Below are 14899 nucleotides of genomic sequence, written 5' to 3'. Positions count from 1 at the left end.
GCTGACCTCTCGGCCGACGCGGCTGACGCCTCGGCTGGGGTCAGACGTGCAGCGTGCCGTCCACGCGACGGGGCGTGCCGGTGTGTCCGTCGCGCAGCTCCTCGGGCAACAGCTCCTGCGGCGAGTCCTGCCACACCATCGGGCGCAGGAACCGGCGCACGGCGGTGACGCCGACCGAGGTGTGCAGGGTGTTGGTGGAGGGCCACGGTCCGCCGTGGTGCTGCGCCCAGGAGACACGTACGCCGGTGGGAAACCCGTTGAACACCAGGCGGCCGGCGATCGGGGCGACCGCCTCGACGAGTCGCCGGGTCAGCGCGGACTCGTCGGGCTCGGAGTGGATGGAGGCGGTGAGCGATCCGGGCACCTGCCTCAATGCGGCGACGAGGTCGGCCTCGTCGGCGTACCTCACCACGACGGCGGCGGGGCCGAAGCACTCCTCGAGGATCTCCGGGAGTCCCGCCGAGCCGGTCACCAGGAGTCCCGCGGCGGCCCAGGCGGGCTCGCTCTGCTCCTGCGCCGTCACGGCGGCGGTGACGGCGGGTTCCGAGGCGAGGCGGGCGAGGATCTCGCGGTAGGAGTCAGCGATGCCGACGTTGAGCAGCGGTTGCGCGACCGACCCGGCCAGGATCGCGGCCAGCTCCTCGACCAGCACGTCGCCGGCCTCCTCGGCCGACACGAACACGAGTCCTGGTTTGGTGCACAGCTGCCCGGCCGACCCGGTGATCGACGCGGCGAGAGCCTCGGCGATGGCTGCGCTGCGAGCCCCCGCGGCGCCGGGGGTGATCACGAGCGGGTTGAGGCTGCCGAGCTCGCCATAGAACGGGATCGGCTCGGGGCGCGCGTTGACCAGGTCGAGCAACGCCCGGCCACCGGCGGGCGAGCCCGTGAAGCCGACCGCCCTGATGAGCGGATGGACGACCAGGTCGGCCCCGGCCTGGCGGCCGTGGACCAGGCCGACCGTCCCGGGCGGCAGCTCGAGGTCCTCGACGGCGGCACGCAGCGCGTCGAAGGCGAGCTGGGAGGTCAGCGGGTGCGACTCGTGCGCCTTGACCACGACCGGACATCCGGCCGCGACCGCGGACGCGGTGTCGCCGCCCGGCACCGAGAAGGCGAGCGGGAAGTTGCTGGCCCCGAAGACGGCGACCGGGCCGAGCGGCACGAGCATGCGGCGTACGTCGGGCGCGAGCCCGAGCGGCGTCTGGCCTGCGTGGTCGATCGCGGCCTCGAGGAAGCTGCCCTCCCGGACAGCCTCGGCGAAGAGGCGCAGCTGGAAGCTGGTGCGGCCGACCTCACCCTCCAGGCGGGGCCGGGGCAGCCCGGTCTCCGACATCGCGGTCTCGATGAGCCGGGCGCGGCTCTCCTCGAGCCGGTCGGCCATCGCTTCGAGCAGGCGGGCACGCCCCTCGCGACCCAGCGCTGTCAGCGCCGGCACGGCGGCCTGCGCCTCCGTGACGACCCGGCCGACCTCCTCGGTGGTGGTGGCTCGCAGTCCGGTCGGGGTCTCCTCGCCGGTGGCGGGGTTTCGGGAGAACAGGACGGTCACAGCAGCATCCTTCCGGCGAGGTTGCGCATCAGGTCGGCGACACCGAAGGCCCACGGCGCGCACTCCTCGCTCGCCCTGACGCGGTTGACGAGGGTGCCGAGCTCGGGCGCGGAGATCCGGACGACATCGCCCGCGTGGTGGGTGAACCCCATGCCGGGCTCGTCCCGGTCGTCGGAGGGCGCGAACATGGTGCCGAGCAGCAGCACGGCGCCGTCGGGGTACTGATGGTGCGGGCCGATCAGCTGGCCGACAAGATCCGCGGGATCGCGGCTGATCGCGCGCATCGACGAGGTGCCCACCATCTCGAAGTCGTCCTCGCCACGCACCTCGAGCGAGACGGTCATCGCGCGCACATGGTCGAGGGCGAAGCCGTCGTCGAAGAGCCGTACGAACGGGCCGATGGCGCAGGCGGCGTTGTTGTCCTTGGCCTTGGGCAGCAGGAGCGCCGAGCGGCCCTCGACATCACGCAGGTTGACGTCGTTGCCGAGGGCGGCGCCGACGATCCGGCCGTCGGAGGCGACGACCAGCGCCACCTCTGGCTCAGGGTTGTTCCACTGCGACGCGGCCAGCACCCCGACCTCGGTGGCGGTGCCGACCGTGGACAGCGGCTGAGCCTTGGTGAAGATCTCGGCGTCGGGTCCGATGCCGACCTCGAGGTACTGGCTCCACATGCCGCGCTCGCGCAGCACCTCCTTGAGCCGCTGCGCCTCCGGCGAGCCGGGGACCAGCTCGTCGAGCCCGCCGCCGATCGCCGCGGTGATCTCGGCGCGCACCGTGGCCGCGGCGTCGGCCTCGCCCCGAGCACGTTCCTCGATGAGCCGCTCCAGCATCGAGACCACGAAGGTCACCCCGGCGGCCTTGACCGCCTGCAGGTCGACCGGCGCGAGCAGCCAGGGACGGGCGGGGTCGCGGCCCTCCGGCGGCGTGTTGGCGAGCAGGTCGGCCACCGTGGCCAACGGTTCGCCGGGCACGCCGGCCAGCATGACGGCGGGATCGATGTGCTCGCAGAGGTCGCGCACCGTCGCGAACCTCCCGCTCACGTCGTACGCCGTGCCGTCCCGCACCACGACGACGCTCGGGCCTCCTGCCTCCGGGTCCCAGACGCGCCCCACGAGCGTCGGGACGGCGCCATCGGCGGGCAGGGTGGCGGCCAGGTCGGGCGCCCAGTCGGTGGTGACGGTCATCGGTGGTCCTCCGGTCAGGCTCGGACGAATCGGGGTGCGCGCTTCTCGGCGAACGCCGCGCGGCCCTCGGCGGCGTCGGCGGTCGCGAAGCAGACGGTCTGGATGTCGCGCTCGTAGGTGACCGCCTGCTCCAGAGGCATGTTGGCGGCGGCGGCCAGGTTGGCCTTCGCCGTCTCGACCGCGATGGGTGCACGGCTCGCGATGGTCCCGGCGAGCTCGAGTGCGCGCGGCAGAAGCGCGTCGGGCGGGTGCACCTCGCTGACCAGGCCCCAGGCGAGCGCCTGCTGCGCGTCGATCGGATCGCCGGTCATCAGCATCACCGCCGCGTTGCTCGGGCCGATCGAACGGGCCAGCAGCGCCGACATTCCACCGCCGCCGATCCAGCCGAGCTTCACCTCGGCGGCGGCGAGCTTAGCGGTGGTCGACGCCAGCCGGACGTCGCAGATCAACGCGGTCTCCAGGCCGCCGCCGAGGGCGTACCCGTTGACGGCGGCGATGATCGGCTTGCGCAGCACCTTGAGCGAGTCGCAGTAGTCCTCCCGGTTGCGGAAGGCCCACGGACTGGCGTACTTGTCGAGCTCGGCGATGTCCGAGCCCGCGCAGAAGGCCCGGTCGCCGGCGCCGGTGAGCACCACGACGCGGATCTCGTCGGTGTCATTGCACCAGCGCGCCAGCGCGACGAGCGCATCGGACATCTCCTGGGTGACGGCGTTGAGCTTGGCGGGCCGGTTGAGGGTGATCACGCCGACGTGGGCGCGCTGCTCGAACAGCACCTCCGGGCAGGTCGACTCGGGTGCGGTCATCGGGCAGCTCCTTGCGGTTCGTGCGGCAGGGTGGCCAGGTGGCGGTCGTCGATCCGGGCGAGGGCGGCGGCGGTTCTGATCGAGCCGGCCAGGGCCTCGCGCACGACCTCGGCGGCCTCGGTCTGGAACGTCACGTAGCCCGGATGACGGGGCCGGACCCACGCCCGTTCGACCGTCTCCAGGGTGCCGCGATAGAAGTCGCCCACCGGCTCGTTCACCGCCGGCGAGGTCCACGCGGCGCGTGCGGACGGCTGGCCGGCGTGCGCCGGGATGAAGTCCTGCTGCACCGGCCCAGACATGAGGTGGCGTACGTGGTCGAGCAGATCGGGCGTGACCTGGCACCGTGTCGTGAGGGCCAGGCCGGTCCCACCGAGGGTGGATCCGGGCCGCGTGCCGGCGGCCAGCGTGGGCGCGTCGGTGAAGCGCACCGGACGGTCGAGCGTGGTGTCGGCGTAGGTGACGTAGCCGTAGACGAGCGGCGCGTGGGTGATCGTGTCACCCTCGGTCATCTCGGCGAGCAGGCCGATCGGGTCGAGGTCGAGGGTGTGGCTCGGCGCCCGGGAGGCCAGGTCGGCCATCAGCTCGAGGGCCTGCCGTCCGACCCCGTCGGAGACGAAGCGCTCGGCTCCCCCGGGCTCCTCTCCCAGCGCGACACAGACCGAGGTGAAGGTCAGGAGCGCGTGCGGGCCGGCGACCGAGAGCGCGACCGGCGCCCGCCGGGACAGCGCGACGACCTCCGCCCACAGCCGCGGCGCGGCGACGTCAGCGCGCGTCGCGGCGACCTGCGTCGCGGCGTCGAGAGGCACTGCCCACAGCCGTCCGTCCATGACGTACGACCCCAGGCTGGGACCCACGGCCGCGTCCGCCCACGCCGCCACCTGCTCCTGACCGACGAGATCGTCGAACGACTGCAGGCAGCCGTGTGCGAGCGCGTCGCCGAGGTGGGGATGGTCGAGGACGACGAGGTCGTAGTCGCCGGCGATCTCCTCGATCGGGGTGGACTCGAAGCCGCTGAGCGGGTGGACGTCCCAGGTCAGGTCCAGGTCGCTCGCCGCGGCCGCCGCGACCAGCGCATCCCGGCCGCGCGGGTGGTCCCAGGTCAGGCCGCGAAGGGTCGGCAGGGTCATCGGACCGGCTGCTCGGGACGGGTCTCGGCGACCACGCCGCCGGCGGTCAGCGCCGCGATCTCCTCGCCGGTGAACCCGGCCTCTGCGAGCAACTCGCCGGTGTGCTCCCCGACCAGGGGAGCGCCCCGCTCGATCGAGGCCGGCGTCCTGGAGAAGGCGTACGGGAACCCGGGGGTCGTGACCCGGCCCTCGGTGGGGTGGTCGTACTCGACGAAGGTCCCGTTGTGCTTGATCTGCGGGTCCTCGACCAGGGCCGCGTAGTCCTGGACCGGGCCGCACCAGATGCCGGCGGCACCGAGGGCGTCGAGCCACTCGGCCGTCGTACGCAGCACCAGCCTGTCCGCAGTGCGGCGATGGACTTCGTCCCGGTGACTCCAGCCGTGCACCTCCGAGCTCATCTCGGCGAACGCGGGCTCATCGATGACCTTGCCCAGCGTCGGCAGGTCCGGCATGGCAAGGGCGAGGAAGCCGTCGGCCGTCCTGAACGTGCCGTAGGGCGCACGGATGTAGACGTGCGCGTGCGGCTCCGCGCTGCGCTGCTGGGGCACCTTGCCGGCCACGAACACCGACAGCTCCTGCATCTGCAGGGTGGTGATCGCGTCCAGCATGTTCACCTTCACCAGCTGCCCCTCGCCCGTACGCTCGCGATGCAGCAGCGCCGCCAGGACGGCCTCGAACGCGGTGGAGGCGGTGACCGCGTCGACGAGGTACTGCCCCGCCGGCTGCGGCGGCTCGCCGTGGCGACCGGTCGAGAGCATCGCGCCACTGCGGGCCTGCAGCAGCAGGTCCTGCCCGGGCTGGTCGACGTCGGGGCCGTCCTCGCCGTAGCCGGACATCGAGACGTAGACCAGGCGCGGGTTGATCGCCGAGAGCGTCGCGTAGTCGACGCCGAGCCGCTCGGCGACGCCGGGCCGATAGTTCTGCAGGAAAACATCTGCGTTCTCAACCATCCGCAACAGAACGTTCTTGCCGGCAACGTTCTTGAGATCCACAGCCAGCGAACGCTTGTTGCGGTTGAGGGAGAGGAAGGAGACGTTGATCTGGTTGCCCTGCGCGCCACCGGCCGCGGCGTGGCGCTGCCACTCGCCGGTGACCGGCTCGACCTTGACGACGTCGGCGCCCAGGTCGCCCAGCCGCTGAGCGGCGAACGGGCCGGCCATGGCGATCGAGCAGTCGAGGACGCGGTAGCCCTCGAGGATGCGGGGTGTGGTGGTCATCGGTTCTTCCTTGCGTCGGTGGGTGGCGGATCAGTCGGGCTGGTCGCCGAGCGCGCGGATCGCGGCCCGGGACGCCCGGACGGCATCCGCGCCGTCGAGCACGCGGATCGTGGTGGAGTAGCTGCGCGAGTCACCGTGCTCTAGCCAGGTCATCGACCCGTCCTCACGGGCGGCGGCGTCGCCGGCGACCGCGTGTGTCGACGGCTCCAGCCCGATGGCGTACTGGCCGCTGCGGAGGTTCTGCCACTCGAAGAAGTGCGGCATCGTGGCGGAGTCCCAGGAGACCTCCACACCCAGGGTCTCGTCGCCGCGGACCAGTGCGACCCGGTGCCGCCCGTCACCCTCGGCCACGAGGGTGTGCTCGTGGACCTGCTCGACGAACCGCGGCTGCGGCTCGGGGAGGGTGCGGTAGGAGACGCCCTGCTCGGCGACCGAGTCGGAGCGCCACGGAGTCTCGCTGATCGCGGCGACGAACTCGGTGCCCGCATCGACCAGCGGCCAGCCGAAGTTGAGGTGGTAGAGGAACATGTGAGGTGTCGGGTCGAAGCCGAGGTTGTCGACGACGTCGTGGAGGCGGATCTCGAGCCCGTCGAAGTCGACCTCGATCGTGCGGGTCAGGCGCAGGTGCTCACCGAAGGACGTCGCCTGGACGACCTCGCCGCGCACCCGCAGCACGGAGCGCTCGCCGTCCCACACCTCGCGGGCCTCGAGCAGCCGCCCGGGGATCGCGGTGAGCCTGCCGTGCAGGCCGTGGTTGACCGTCTGCTTGGGCGGATAGTTGTACGCCGTCGCATCCACGTCGCCGCCGAAGAGGGTGTGGTCGAGGCCGCCGGAGACCAGCAGCCCGTCGAGGGCGCGCAGCCAGGACAGACCGCCCTCGTCGTGGTGCTCGTGCAGGCCCGGATGGCGGAAGCCGTTGCCGCTGCGCCACCCGAAGGGGACGCCCCGCAGCCGGGCCGCGCCGAGGTCGAGCGCCCGGTCGACCATGACTTCGAGCTCGAGCCCGGCCGAGGTGCGCAGCTGCACCGCACGTACGCCGCGCTCGGAGCCGTTGTCGAGGACGACCTGGCGTACTCCCGCGACGGACTCGGTGTCGCCGGTGCGCTCGCGCAGCCCGCGCGGCGTGAGTCGGTGTCCGAAGATGTCGAGCTCGCTGTCGGGTTCGCTCATTGCATGTTCCATCCGCCGTCGACGTTCAGGGTCTGCCCGGTCATGAAGGACGCGTCGGGCCCGACCAGGAAGGCGACCACCGCCGCCAGCTCGGCGGGCCGGCCGCGCCGTTTGAGGGACTGGTGGTCCAGCACGTGGGCCGTGTATGCCTCGGGATCCTCGTGGATCTCCTCGGCCTTGGTCGGGAAGGCACCCGGGGCGACCGCGTTCACGCGGATGCCCTGAGGGCCGAGCTCGCGCGCGAGCGCACGGGTCAGCGCCACCGCCGCTCCCTTGGTCGAGACATAGCTGGCGAGCTTGTCCCAGCCGCCGGAGAAGGTGATCGAGCCGATGTTGACGATCGAGCCCCTCCCCCGCGGCGCCATCAGCCGGGCCGCTGCCTGGGCGGCGACGAAGTAGGCGCGCTGATTGACCGCCACCACGTCGTCGTACTCGCTGACCGGGATGTCCAGGAACGGCGTGGCCGGATAGATCGCGGCGTTGTTGAGCAGCACCTCGAGCGGCCCCAGCTCGCGCTCGGCCTCCTCCAGGGCGGCGACCACGGCATCGGCGTCGCGGACGTCCACGGGCAGGGTGGCCTGCCGGGCTCCGATCGCCTCGACCTCGGCGGCTGTGGTGGTCAGTGCCTCACCCGGCAGGTCGAGCAGGGCGAGCGAGAAGCCCTCCTGCCCGAGGCGTACGGCGCTGGCGCGGCCGAGCGAGCCACCCGCTCCGGTCACCACGGCACAACCGCGGGTCGGGGTCTGGGACGTCATCTGGCTGGTCCTTTCGTGTGGGGCAGGTCAGCGTGCGGCGGGGCCTTGGGGGCGCGGGTGAAGTGAGGGTTTGCGAACGAGCCTGCGACCGGCTCGCTCCGGACGTACGTGGGGGCCGCCGTGGCGTCCCCAGTCGGCGGCCTCGTTCATGTGCTCGATCGCCCCCTCGTCGACGACCAGGCCGAGACCGGGGAGGTCGCCGAGCACCAGGTGCCCGTCCTCGATCTCCTGGTCGGACTCGATGCCGAAGGGCAGATGCAGGTCCTGCACCTCCAGCGAGAGGTGGTTGGGGACGACCGTGGCTGCGTGGGCGATCGGGTTGGCGTTGTAGCCGACCGGGCTCACCGGCAGGTCGAAGGCCAGCGCGAGGGCGGCCACCCGCAGGAAGTGGCTGATCCCCCAGACGCTGCCGGTCTGCACGACGTCGACCGCGTTGGCCTGCAGCAGCGGCCGGAACTGCTCGAGCCCGGTGAGGTTCTCACCGGTCGCGACGGCCGCGCGCACCGACTGGGAGACGCGAGTCAGGCCGTCGACGTCCCACCGGCGCACCGGCTCCTCGACCCAGGCGAGGTCGACCGACTCCTCGAGGCGGCCGATGTGGCGTACGGCCTCCTTGCGCGACCAGGACTCGTTGGCGTCGAGCATCAGCGCTGGCGCGGCACCCGTCCGGTCATGGAAGACGTCGCTGACGAGGTGGAGGCGCCGCAGGTCGGCTTCGACGTCGAGCCCGCCCTTGATCTTGACGGCGGTGAAGCCGTGGTCGGCGAACCGGGTCTGGAGGGCGGCGAGCTCGTCGTCGGTCAGCGGCCCGTCCAGGCCGGAGGCGTACGCCGGCACGACCCGGTCGCGCCCGCCGAGCAGGCGCCACAGCGGTTGGCCCGCAGCCTTGGCCTTGAGATCCCACAGCGCCATGTCGAGTGCTCCGATCGCTCCGAACACCGCACCGCCGTGCCCGGACTTGAAGACCCACGACAGCATCCGGTCGTAGAGCGCCTGCACGGCGATCGGGTCCTCGCCCTCCAGAGCCGGGAAGACGACGTCGAGGCCCTGGTGGTGGCCGAGGCCGATGCCCTCCAGTCCGGAGTCGGTGGTGAGCACGACGATCGGGACGACTGTCTTGCCCGATCCGACAGCGCCGTTGACGTCGCCGATGGGACGACCCCAGTCGTGCACGGTCGTCAGCGTGCGATAGCCCGTGATGCGCATGGTTCGGCGGCCCCTTAACTCTTTCATGGAGTCCGTGAATCATCAGACATCATTTGTCTGTTGTCAACTGTATGCTGTCTGCAGGCAGAAGTGATCACCGGTGCTCAGGGAGCACCGGTGATCGATGGGCGCGACGGTCAGATGGCGATCTCCGGACGCACCCGCTTGGGCGTCCAGACCCGTTGCCGGCGAGCGCCGTAGCTGGTCAGCAGCAGCGCGCCGACGAGGAAGGCGGCCAGGACGAGGGCGTCGGCGACGACCCGTCCCGAGAGCCCGCCGTACATGAGTTGGCGCAGCCCGTCGACGGCATAGCTCATCGGCAGTACGTGGTGGAGCCAGTGCAGCGGCTCGGGAATGGTCTGCCAGGGGAACGTGCCGCCGGCGGTGACGAGCTGGACGACCATCAGGACCAGGCCGAGGAACTGGCCCGGCGCGCCGAGGAGCGCGTTGAGCATGTGCACGATCGCGATGAAGGTCGCCGAGGTGAGCAGCAGGAACCCCAACGTGCCGAGCCAGTTCACCGGGGTGATGTCGACGGCGAGCCCGACGACCACGAGCACGACGACCATCTGCGCGACGCCGATGAGGGCCGGGGTGAGCCAGCCACCCAGAGCCACCCGCAGCGGGGTCTGGTTGGCGGCCAGCGCCCGGGTCGAGATCGGCCGGACGAGCAGGAAGAGGACGTACCCGCCGATCCACGCGCCCAGGGCGAGGAAGAACGGCGCCAGCCCGGCTCCGTACGAGGACGCCTTCGCCTCGGAGACGGAGTCGATGGCGACCGGGTCGGCGATCGTCGAGGCGATCCGGTCGCGCAGCTCCTCGTTGGTGGCGGGTGCCTGCGCGGCGCCGTCCTGCAGCCCCTTCTTCAGGTCGCCGGCGCCGGTGGCGAGCTGGGCGGCACCGTCACGCAGCTTGGTCGCTCCGGTGCTGAGCTCACCGGCACCATCGTCAGCCGAGGAGATCCCGGCGACGAGATCGGGCATCGCATCGGCCAGCTGCTCGTTGCCGTCGGCCACCTGGTCCGCACCGCTGGCGAGCTGGTCGAGCTGGCCCGAGACGTCACCGACACGCTGGTCGACACGGTCGAGCGGGGCGGAGCCGCGGTCGTAGATGGCCAGCACCTCGGCTCGCTGCTGCTCATCGAGCCCCTGCGCCTGGAGCCGGGCGTCGAGGTCGTCCCGATTCGACTCGTAGGCGGCGACGGCGTCATCGACTGCGGTCGCGGCCCGTTGCCCGGTGGCGGCGATCTCGCCGTTGGCGTCGGCGACCTTGCGGGCGCCATTGGCGAGCTCACGCGTCTTGGTGGGCAGGTCGGAGACCTTGCCCTCGATGGTGTTCAGGCCGTCCTGAAGGTCGCCGGCTCCGGTGGCCAGCTTCCCGGCTCCGTCGCGCAGCGTGACCGCGCCCTTCTCCAGCTTCGCTGCGCCGTCGGCGGCCTTCACCAGACCCGAGCGGAGGTCGGAGATGCCGAGCAGGAAGTTGGCCGCGGCCTGCTCGGAGACCTCGCTGGCGATGGCGTCGCGGACCTTGTCGGTGACGTTGGTCGCGATCGTGGTGGACAGGTAGGAGTTGGCGTCGTTGGTGATGACCTGGATCTGCGCCTGCTCCGGGTCGAGCCGCTCCGCGCCGGTCAGCGTCCGGGAGAACCCCTCCGGGATCCGCAGGGCGAAGTAGTAGTCGCCCTCCCGGATGTCCTTCTCCGCCGTGGCCGCGGAGACCTCCGACCAGTCGAAGTCGCCCGACTTCAGGAGCTTGTCGGCGACATCGCGGCCGGCGTCGATCTTCGTGCCGTCGATCGTGGTGGCCCCGGTGTCCTCCACGATCAGCGCTGCGGGAAGCTCGTCGAAGTGAGCGTACGGATCGTGGTTGGCGTAGAGGTAGAGCCCGGCGTAGAGCGTGGGGACGAGGACGAGCGCCACGATGACGAGCTTCGCCAGCCGCCCGGCCGTGATCCGACGCAGCTCGGTCAGGGCGATACGCAGCGAGTTCATGCTTCCTCCGTCGGACCGATGGTGAACGTACGCACGCCGGCGGGGATGGTGACCGCACGACTCGCGGTGACGAGGACGCCGGGCCGGCCCTCGGAGCCGGCGAGGTCGCTGGCGATGTCCAGCCACTGTGCGACCGGCAGGCCGAGGCGTTCGGGGTAGGTGAGGACGAGGAAGCGGGTGCCTGGCCGCAGCAGCGCCATCCGGGCGAGGATCTCCAGGCGCGGCACCGGCGGGACCGCCTCCGTGGTGATGCCGGTCGCGAGGTCGTACTCCCCCAGCCAGCCGTCGATGGCTGCAGCGCTCGGCTTGTGCTTCGCCATGGCGAGCTCCTCGCCGAGGATCGTGCGGAACGGCACCATCTCGTCGGGCTCGGAGACTCCCGGCACGTCGACCAGCGCCACCGCGGCCTGCAGAACCCGGGGCGACGCGTCACCGTCCAGCTCCACCCTGCCCGCGTCCAGCCGGAGCCGCCCGGCGAGCGCCAGAGCCAGCGACGTGTGCCCACCTCCCGGCGGGCCGACAGCCACCGCGACCTCTCCCCCGTGCAACGTCAGCGACGTGGTCGGGAGCAGGTCCCGAGCCCCCTGCCGAACACGTACGCCGAGGGCTCGCAGCCTCGTCTTCTCCTCCTCGACCGCGTCCTCGCTCATGGCCAAACCCTGTCACCAAATGTCGGCAAAGACCGTCAGGCACAACGATCCCGCCGCAGCCGCACCGAGAACGTCGTACCGTGATTTCAGCCGTACGATGCGAACGGAGGTTCCCGCGATGCCCGATGTGGACGTGGTCGTGGTGGGAGCCGGCCTGGCGGGCCTGAGCGCAGCCGACAAGCTCACCGGCGCCGGCAGGTCCGTGCTGGTGCTGGAAGCCAGGGACCGGGTCGGCGGTCGCACCGAGGGCGGGATCCTCGAGGGGCACCCGATCGAGCTCGGCGGCACCTGGATCGGCGAGGGCCACACCGAGATGTACCGGCTCGTCGACGAGCTGGGCCTGGAGACCTTCCCGACCTGGAACGACGCCGGCGAGCTGCTCCTCGAACTCGGCGGCAAGCAGACCCGGCTCGGTCCGCAGAAGGGGGCCACACCCAAGTTCAGCCCGATCGCCCTGGCAGACCTCGTCCAGGGCCTGGCCCGCTACGAAAGGCTGGCGCGCAGCGTCGACGTCGAGCGCCCGTGGGCCCATCCCAGGGCCACGCTGCTGGACGGGCAGACCTTCGAGTCGTGGATCCGTCGCAACCTGAGGACATCCACCGGTCGTTCCTACTTCCGCGTGCTGGCCGAGGCTCTCTACTCGGCCGACGCAGCCGACCTCTCCCTGCTGCACACGCTCTTCTACACGATCAGCAACGGCGATCTCGAGACGCTCGCCTCCACCGACAGCGGCGCCCAGAAGGACCGCGTCGTCGGTGGGTCGGTGCTGGTCTCGCAGCGCCTCGCCGAAGGCCAGGACGTACGGTTCGGGTCGCCCGTGGCCCGGATCGTCCGGACCGGCGAGACTGCCAGCGCCATCACCCGCGATGGTGGGACCCACACGGCGCGCCATGTCCTCGTGACGCTGCCCCCGACTCTCGCCGGACGGCTCGACTACGACCCGATCCTTCCCGCCGGCCGCGACCAGTTCACCCAGCGCGTGCCGGCCGGGACGGTCGTGAAGTGCTTCGCGGCGTACCCGAAGCCGTTCTGGCGCGAGCGGGGGCTCAACGGCCAGGCGTTCGCCGACCGGGGTCCGGTCAAGGTCACCTTCGACGTCTCTCCGCCCGGCGCGGAGGTCGGCATCCTGATCGGCTTCGTCGAGGCAGGCGAGGCCCGCAGCTGGCAGCGTCTTCCCGTCAAAGACCGCCGCAGCAGCGTCATCGACTGCTTCGTGCGCTACTTCGGGAGCGAGGCGGCCACCCCGATCTCGTACGTCGAGAAGGACTGGAGCGCCGAGGAGTTCACCCGCGGCTGCTACGGCGCCGGATTCGGACCCGGTGTCTGGACGAACTACGGACCGATCCTGCGCGAGCCCGTCGGACGGATCCACTGGGCCGGCGCGGAGTACGCCACCGAATGGAGCGGCTACATGGAGGGAGCCGTCCGCTCGGGCCGACGGACCGCCGGCGAGATCCTCGCCGCGCTGGCGTGATCACTTGTCAGGACGGTGACGGGTCGTCGCTGCGCTCCCCTCATCGAGTTCGCCGCCCCGTCCTGTGTCCGTCCGGGTGCGCTTCGGCGAGTGGCGATGACCAGTCCGGCAGCCCATCCCGGCGCTCGCCCAAGGGCGGGCAGAGGACTTAGGCGCTGAGCCACGGGGACCTTCGCCACTGCTTCGAGATCTCGGGCGTTTCCTAGCGTGGTCACAGACCATGAGGGAGTTGTCGTCCGACCGCGGCCAGAAGGGGGAGATGGCGATGCCGAGGACACCGACTGACGAAGTCCGACGGTCCACCGAGGGTACGAGCCGCCGGACCCAGCGCCTCTGCGCGGCTGTTGTAGCCCTGGTGCTGGTCGCGGCCGTTCCCACGTTCTTCGTAGACGGCATCCTCAACGGGACGCCGGTGATGAACGGCTCCGCACGCGGCACCGCGCTCACCATGTTCGCACTGGCGCTACCGGTGCTCGCGATCGGCCAGTTCACCTCGGCCCGGGGCTCGGTCCGGGGACAGGCAGCCCTGATCGGCGCGCTCGGCTACCTCACCTACAACGCCACCCTGCTGGTGTACGCCACTCCGTTCAACGAGCTGTTCCTGGCGTACGTCGCGCTGCTCGGGCTGTCGTTGTGGACCCTGGTCAGCGCGCTGCTCGACCCCTGCCGTGCCTGTCATCGGACAGCGAGCTGCCGGCGCGCGGCATCGCCGCGTTCGTCCTGACCGTGGTCGCACTCAACGCGCTGGCGTGGCTGCGGTTCGTCGTACCCGACCTGGGAGAGGACCCGCCCGACTTCCTGGACGGGACCGGTCTGACCACCAACCCGATCTACGTCCAGGACCTCGCAGTCTGGCTGCCCGCCCTGGCGATCGTGGCGGTGCTGCTCTGGCAGCGCCGACCGTCCGGCATCTTTCTCTGCGGAGCCGGACTGTTCTTCTGGGAGATCGAGGCGATCGGCGTCGCGGTCGACCAGTGGTTCGGGCACCGCGCCGATCCCGCCTCCGACGTGGCGACCCAGGGTGGCGTCGTGCTGTTCGTCGTACTGGCCGCAGCGACCCTCGTCCCACTGGTCCTGTGGTTGCGCACGATACGGCAGAGAGTCCCCGGTCCGGAGACCCTGGGATCCGGCAGCTCATGAACACCAACGTCTTCACCCGCCGCGGGCCCCGGTCCACGGCTCCCCCGCGGGCGGGGGGTGCGGATGGTGGCGGTGCGAATGGGGCACGCAGGTGGGCGATGCGGTTGGTCGTGGTGGGCACCGATCGTCGCCTTGTTGTTGGTCGCGACCTACCTGGTCCTCTGGACGCTCGGCCAGGCGGTGGCCGCGTCATACGCACCGGCGACCGGCTCTGGGCGAGAGGACTCCCGCAGACTTCGGCCTCGCCTACCGAGACGTCACCTTTCCCAGCAGCGACGGCACGGACCTGGCCGGCTGGTACCTCCCCACCCGCAACGGTGCCGGCGTCGTCCTCATGCACGGTGCTGGGTCGACCCGGTCCGGGGTGTTGGAACATGCGGCGGTACTTCCCGGCGCGGGGCACACACAAGGACTTCAGGAAGCACCCGCCGCATGGGAGGAACGCGTGATCACCTTCCTCGCCGACTCCCTGGAGGGCACGGCGGGATGACGCGTTCATCCCATCCCACTGATACGCGGTGGGCGGCCGCGATGATGTCAGCGGCGCTGGGACTCCCGTTGGACGTTGTCCACGGCAGCGACGAGGCCGGGGTGCGAACCCAGAAAGCCACGAAGGCCCGGACCTCTCGGTCCGGGCCC

13 protein-coding genes are annotated in these 14899 nt (G+C 71.3%); 3 read left to right on the top strand and 10 right to left on the bottom strand.

From position 1 onward, the window contains the following. Positions 1-40: 40 nt before the first annotated feature. The 10 genes from ACFWQC_RS06975 to ACFWQC_RS06930 form a co-directional block, all read right to left on the bottom strand. The gene (locus ACFWQC_RS06975) at positions 41-1543 is read right to left on the bottom strand and encodes an aldehyde dehydrogenase (NADP(+)) (RefSeq protein ID WP_378674966.1); all 1503 of its coding nucleotides are present in this window, start codon (positions 1541-1543) and stop codon (positions 41-43) included. Then, entirely contained in the window at positions 1540-2727 is a 1188-nt protein-coding gene (locus ACFWQC_RS06970; RefSeq protein ID WP_378674963.1) for a fumarylacetoacetate hydrolase family protein, read from the bottom strand. Before ACFWQC_RS06970 ends, ACFWQC_RS06975 begins: the two co-directional genes overlap by 4 nt. Positions 2728-2741: 14 nt before the next feature. Then, positions 2742-3530 (bottom strand): enoyl-CoA hydratase/isomerase family protein, encoded by a 789-nt coding sequence (locus ACFWQC_RS06965; protein ID WP_378674960.1) that lies wholly within the window; start codon positions 3528-3530, stop codon positions 2742-2744. Further along, a complete protein-coding gene (locus tag ACFWQC_RS06960) occupies positions 3527-4657 on the bottom strand; it encodes a hypothetical protein (RefSeq protein WP_378674957.1) in 1131 nt (376 codons plus the stop codon). The genes ACFWQC_RS06965 and ACFWQC_RS06960 overlap by 4 nt, the downstream gene beginning before the upstream one ends. Further along, positions 4654-5874 carry a CaiB/BaiF CoA transferase family protein gene (locus tag ACFWQC_RS06955; protein ID WP_378674954.1) on the bottom strand — a complete coding sequence of 407 codons (1221 nt, stop codon included), beginning with the start codon at positions 5872-5874 and terminating at the stop codon, positions 4654-4656. Before ACFWQC_RS06955 ends, ACFWQC_RS06960 begins: the two co-directional genes overlap by 4 nt. A 30-nt stretch (positions 5875-5904) precedes the next feature. Further along, complete coding sequence (locus ACFWQC_RS06950) at positions 5905-7044, bottom strand: aldose 1-epimerase family protein (protein WP_378674951.1); 1140 nt, start codon at positions 7042-7044, stop codon at positions 5905-5907. After that, a complete protein-coding gene (locus ACFWQC_RS06945) occupies positions 7041-7799 on the bottom strand; it encodes an SDR family NAD(P)-dependent oxidoreductase (RefSeq protein WP_378674948.1) in 759 nt (252 codons plus the stop codon). The genes ACFWQC_RS06950 and ACFWQC_RS06945 overlap by 4 nt, the downstream gene beginning before the upstream one ends. Positions 7800-7826: 27 nt before the next feature. Further along, on the bottom strand, positions 7827-9005 hold the full coding sequence (locus ACFWQC_RS06940; RefSeq protein WP_378674945.1) for a mandelate racemase/muconate lactonizing enzyme family protein: 1179 nt from the start codon (positions 9003-9005) through the stop codon (positions 7827-7829). 137 nt (positions 9006-9142) lie between these two features. Further along, complete coding sequence (locus tag ACFWQC_RS06935) at positions 9143-10996, bottom strand: YhgE/Pip family protein (protein ID WP_378674942.1); 1854 nt, start codon at positions 10994-10996, stop codon at positions 9143-9145. Continuing rightward, a complete protein-coding gene (locus ACFWQC_RS06930) occupies positions 10993-11646 on the bottom strand; it encodes a hypothetical protein (protein WP_378674939.1) in 654 nt (217 codons plus the stop codon). Before ACFWQC_RS06930 ends, ACFWQC_RS06935 begins: the two co-directional genes overlap by 4 nt. Before the next feature lie 118 nt (positions 11647-11764). Between ACFWQC_RS06930 and ACFWQC_RS06925 the strand changes: the two genes are divergently transcribed. From ACFWQC_RS06925 to ACFWQC_RS06915, 3 genes are all read left to right on the top strand, one after another. Beyond that, positions 11765-13120: a flavin monoamine oxidase family protein gene (locus tag ACFWQC_RS06925; RefSeq protein WP_378674937.1), complete on the top strand. Its 1356-nt coding sequence runs from the start codon at positions 11765-11767 to the stop codon at positions 13118-13120. A gap of 220 nt (positions 13121-13340) precedes the next feature. Next, positions 13341-13844 (top strand): hypothetical protein, encoded by a 504-nt coding sequence (locus ACFWQC_RS06920; protein ID WP_378674934.1) that lies wholly within the window; start codon positions 13341-13343, stop codon positions 13842-13844. A gap of 2 nt (positions 13845-13846) precedes the next feature. After that, a complete protein-coding gene (locus tag ACFWQC_RS06915) occupies positions 13847-14260 on the top strand; it encodes a hypothetical protein (RefSeq protein WP_378674931.1) in 414 nt (137 codons plus the stop codon). Positions 14261-14899: the final 639 nt, after the last annotated feature.

It is taken from the genome of Nocardioides sp. NPDC058538, from assembly GCF_042719275.1.
Classification (GTDB): domain Bacteria; phylum Actinomycetota; class Actinomycetes; order Propionibacteriales; family Nocardioidaceae; genus Nocardioides.
The sequence above is the reverse complement of the archived record's forward strand: the minus strand, read 5'-3'. Positions and strand labels throughout refer to the sequence as shown.